Annotated in this window: 4 protein-coding genes; all 4 read left to right on the top strand. The window is 57.4% G+C overall.

The genetic code is table 11. The features are described from left to right. On the top strand, positions 1 to 2,216 hold a 2,216-nt coding region (locus AXF19_RS01440; RefSeq protein WP_066844079.1), incomplete at its 5' end, for a hypothetical protein. Next, the gene (locus AXF19_RS01435; RefSeq protein WP_066844076.1) at positions 2,213 to 2,860 is read left to right on the top strand and encodes a hypothetical protein; all 648 of its coding nucleotides are present in this window, start codon (positions 2,213 to 2,215) and stop codon (positions 2,858 to 2,860) included. The genes AXF19_RS01440 and AXF19_RS01435, both read left to right, overlap by 4 nt. A 22-nt stretch (positions 2,861 to 2,882) precedes the next feature. After that, positions 2,883 to 4,385, top strand: a complete 1,503-nt coding sequence (gene dndC, locus AXF19_RS01430; protein WP_066844073.1) for a DNA phosphorothioation system sulfurtransferase DndC — start codon at positions 2,883 to 2,885, stop codon at positions 4,383 to 4,385. Next, positions 4,382 to 5,172: AAA family ATPase (locus AXF19_RS14890; RefSeq protein ID WP_237141646.1), on the top strand; the 791-nt coding region annotated here is incomplete at its 3' end. The genes dndC and AXF19_RS14890, both read left to right, overlap by 4 nt.

Genomic DNA, 5,172 nt, shown 5'->3' with positions numbered 1-5,172 from the left:
TGAAAGATATCGCGGAAATCCCCCGCCTTGGCAAGCGCCTAACGCTCTTCATCGAGGATGTCACCTCGTTTACGGGGGTGGACAATGCGCTGCTCGACGCGCTGATCGTCGAGCACACGGGCATGAATGCGGGGGAACATCTCTGCCGCATCTCTGCGATCATCGGGACGACGGGCAACTATTTGCAGCATAATTTCCGCGATAATCACAAGGACCGCATTACCCAATTTGTCTACATCCCGAGCGATGCCTTTGACGAGGAGGGGCTCTGTGAATTTGTCGGACGCTATCTCAACGCGATGTCCCTGCAGGAATCCGTCATCTCTGCATGGCAGGAATCGGGCGCACAGGCGGAGGACTATCCGCTGCACGCGGTAAAGGAGGGAGCGGCGTGGGAGTTTGTGCCCATCGATGCGGGCAAATCCCTCTGTCTCTATCCCTTTACGCGGAACAGCATCCGCCATCTCTATCAGTCAGCCTTGAAGAAAAACCAGCAGACGCCGCGCTACATCATCCGCGATATGATCGAGCCGGTCGTCATGGATCTCCTGATGAATCGGGAGCATTTTCCGAGTACGGACTACGGCATGGTACATGTCGATCACGCGCTCCGCTATCTCGTCCAGAACATCGTGCAGGATGAGGAGGAGGCAGCGCGCCTCCTGCGCTTCCTGACCATCTGGGGGGATGGCAGGCAGGAGCGGCAGACACGGGACGGCGTTCAATACATCGCCGGACTCCGCAGGGAGATGTTCAAGGAATTCGCGCTGCCCGTGGATCAACTGCTGGCGACGGAAGCCATCTCCGCTGCGCCCGCCCCCGCGGTGCAGCCCACTGCTGCGCCTGCACCCGCCCCTGCCGTGACGCACGCTGCAATCCCTGCGGAAAAGGAGGAAAGGGGCAGGCAGGCGGAGGCGGCACTCGAAAGATGGAGGCGCGAAGGTGTCATCGACATCTCGGCAACGGGCGGCGTGAGCGGTACGCTGCGTGCGGCACGCGAAGCGATGGAAAAATATCTGCTGTCTGCAATTAACTGGCAGACGGCAGGGATTCCGCAGGACAATGTGAATAAGATCAAGGACTCCTCCGTTCGCCTCGTTGGATTGGAACATCAGACGAAGGAGAGGACACCCGCGCTGTATACCCTGCCTGCATCGATGGAGTCTGTGAATGTGATGGGGGCGTTCGTCCGCTGGCATGTGTACGGCGGGCAGAGCTGGAATTACGCCGGGGCGGATTTCGATGCCTATCTCGTGACCGCGTGGACGGCGCGTATGCGCGATGCATTGACCGCGTGCGTGCGCGAGAACGCCATGCACGGAGCCTCCTACATCGAGGCTGCAATCGCAGCCGAGATCCATCGGCTGATCCTGAGCGGATCACTGTGCGAAAAGAGTTTGAAACGGATGACTGTGCAGCAGCTCTTTGATCCGAAGCCGCCGAGATCCGGGCAGAACAGCCACACGAAGGCGTGGAATGATCTAGGCGCATTGATCGCACGAGGGGGGGCAGATGAGGTCAACCGAAAAACGGTGCGCCAATATTTTAACCTCCCGCAGGGCGATGGGGGCTCTCTCCTCGTATTGGACGAGCCACAGCTGAGGAGCATCTTTGGCAAGCTGCTGAAGGCTCGCCTCAGTCTGCCTGATACGTCGTTCGAGGCGGAGGATCCGGTCAGGCGCAGGCGGGATGTCTTTGGGTATCTGAAGGATATCTTGGATCGCCGCGATCACGTGGCAGAGGCGGAGAAGACACAGGCACAGACGGTGCTCGACGAGATCTGCGGCACTCTCGGCATGGAGGCAAATGACATTGATGAGGACGATATTTTAGCACTGGCAGACAAGGCAAAAGAGTTTTATACAGAGAGCAACAAGACGCAGCTCCCTATTGGCTTTGGGAACTTGGAGCCTGTGCAGAAACGCGCGAAGCAGATTGCAAAGGCACTGCACAATATCGCAGCGGTGCAGGGGGAGGAAGATTCGCTCGCGCTGCTGATGGCGTTCTCCTCCGATCCCGTTGCTGCATTGGAGCCGCTGCGGGAACTGTTGAGACGGCTCAAGAGCGATCTCCAAAAGGCGGAAGAGACGATGAAAAAACGCAATGCTGCACTGGGCGGGGCGGATGATGCGGATGCGCCGACTGCACGCTATGCGGAGGAAATCGGGTGGCTCGATGGCTGCATGATCCTGCTCGAAACGGAGGTGCAGGCATGATCTTCGATCAGATCAATCAGCGTGTTGCGGATATGAAGCGCCTGTACAAACGCGAGCAGAGTAAGGCGAATCGGGAGCAGCAGGCAAAGGTGGACGCGCGCTATCACGACCTTGCAGAGCAGCTGGTGAAGCTGTCCACAGCGGTGCGCTATGCGCGTGCCTCGCTGGACTTTCCTCTTTCGGAGGGATTGCAGGACAGCCTGCGCACGCTTGTGGACAATCTCAGGAGTGCCGTGCACAGCGGCTATGCGGATCAGATCATCGTAACGCGGGAGACGGAGCGCTCTAGGAGCGTTCAGGCGACACTGAAACGTGAGTGGGAGCGGTATTTTAAGACCTATACGGCGGCGACATTGAGTACGCTGTGCATCATTCGGGACATTGATGCCGCACGGGTCGACACCTGCACGAAGGAGATTGAGGCGGCGAAGGTGTGGACAGTGGAGCTCACCGTCCTCACGCAGCTAAAGGACGCCAAGGAGAATGCGGAGCAGCTGATACAGGATTTGGGGATGGATGAAGAGATTGTGGACTTCCTAATGCAGATGAACGGCGGGCAGGCGACGCTCGCCGATCTGAGTGAGGGGGTTCGGCACTGGATCGAAAAGGAAAATCTTGCGGGCAAGATTCGGCTCTCGTTTTAATTCAGAATAGGATAAGGAACGCATGGGAAATATAACCAAAGACAGCATCAACGGCATGATGACGACGATTCAAAATCTATATTTGTCCGACAGCATACCGTGGATGATTGGTTATTCGGGGGGCAAGGACAGCACCGCCGCCGTACAGCTCGTGTGGATGGCGATCGAGGCACTGCCGCAGGAGCAGAGGAAAAAGACCGTCCACATCATGAACACGGACACACTGGTCGAGTCGCCTGTTGTCGCGCGGTGGGTGGAACGGTCACTCGATGCGATGCAGGAGGCGGCAGAGGAGCGCGGCCTTCCCTTTGTCTCCGTACGCCTAACCCCCGATTGGAACGACACGTTTTGGGTCAATCTGATCGGCAGGGGATATCCCTTCCCTCGCATGAAATACCGTTGGTGCACGGACCGTCTGAAGGTGCGCCCGGTCAACAATTTCATACGGAACAAGATCGCGGAGCATGGCGAGGTCATTTTGGTGCTCGGCACGCGCAAGCAGGAGAGTGCACGCCGCAGCCGCACGATGACGAACCTCGAGAAAAAGCGCGTGCGTGAACTGCTCAGTCCGAATCCGACACTCGCGAATGAGCTGGTATTTTCGCCGCTCGAGGTGTGGTCGGACGATGATGTCTGGGTGTTCCTCATGCAGTACAAGAACCCGTGGGGCTACTCCAATATGGATCTGATGACCATGTACCGCGGTGCGACAGCAGACAACGAATGTCCGCTGATGGTCGATCGGAGTCTGCCCTCCTGCGGCAAGAGCCGCTTCGGCTGCTGGGTCTGCACAATGGTCGAAAGCGACAAGTCAATGGAGGCAATGATCGCCAACGACGAGGAAAAGGAATGGATGCTGCCCCTGCTCGAATTTCGCAATGAGTTTGGCGATCTCGCGGGGGATCGGGAGCGGAGAATTTTTCGGCGGATGCGCGGCAATCTCCAAGGGCACTACGGGCAGCTCTTTCACGGCCCGTACAAGAGGGAGGTGCGCGAGCATTGGCTGCGCCGTCTCTTGGAGATCCAGCGGCACATCAACGAGACAGGACCCGACGAGTTCCACGATCTTGCGCTCATCCGTATGGAGGAGTTGCGTGCCATTCGACGCATTTGGGTGTGTGACAAACACGAATTTACGGATGCACTTCCACGGATTTATGAGGATGTGACGGGACGGTCTTTTGCCGATCCGGAGTGGATCGCATCGGATCACTTCGCGCGGGAGGAGTGGGATGTTCTGGCGGATGTGTGCGCACGTCTCTACGGGGATGAGGAGCTGGCGTTTGAGATGATGTACAGCCTCGTGGACATTGAAAGCCGCGCTGCAGGTCTCGGTGACCGCAAGGGAATCCTCGAGGCGATGGAGCGCGTGATCGGACAGACCTTTTATCGGAATGAGGAAGACGCGACGCAGTACTATGCGGCGCGCATGACGCGAAAAAAGGAGATGGGTGCTGCGTACAACGAGATCTTTTTGGATGCAGTACGCGCGGAGGGACACATGGACATCGAGGATGAAGAATGATAATCAAGCGGCTGACGATTGAGAATTTCGGCGTGTATGCGGGGGAAAACTGCTTTGCATTTACGAACCGCCGCCCAATCGTGCTGATCGGCGGCATGAACGGACACGGCAAGACGACCTTTCTCGCGGCGATTCTCCTCGCGCTCTATGGCGAAAATTCTGCGGCATATCGGGAGAGCCGGCATCGTTCCTATCGAAGTTATCTGCGTGCGTATGTAAATCGAAACAATGGGAATGAAAATGCGGCGATCGAACTCGAGTTTTGTATGAATGAGAGTACGCAGCAGACCTACTGCATTCGACGTTCATGGAGCGCGGGGGCAAAGGGCGGGAACGAGACCCTGTTCGTTCGGGAAAACGGCGCATATAGTGATTTCCTCACACAGAATTGGGCGATGTTCGTGGAGAATATTCTGCCCGCCGCGCTTGCGCGTTTTTTCTTCTTTGACGGGGAGAAAATTGCAGAGCTCGCGGTCGAAGAAAACAACGCGCAGGTGAAGGAGTCCATCCGTGCCATGCTCGGGATCAGCGTTCTTGATGTGCTGAAAAGCGATCTCTCTCGCATCTTGCGGCGTATTGCACGCAGCGGCAAGGGCGACGATGCACGCAATGCACTCGATGAACTGCGTCAAAAAAAAGAAGCGCAGACAGAGGCACTGTCCGCTCTCGTCACTCGCGTTACGCAGCTCCACGCGGAGGTTGATGCAGGGAAGGCGCATCTGGACGAAATGCGCCATGTCCATACTGTACGAGGTGGAGATGTGCGTGCGGCGCGCGAGGAACTCCA

The organism is Selenomonas sp. oral taxon 126, from assembly GCF_001683335.1.
GTDB lineage: Bacteria > Bacillota > Negativicutes > Selenomonadales > Selenomonadaceae > Centipeda.
Note: the sequence above shows the minus strand (reverse complement) of the source record. Positions and strands in the feature narration are given on the sequence as shown.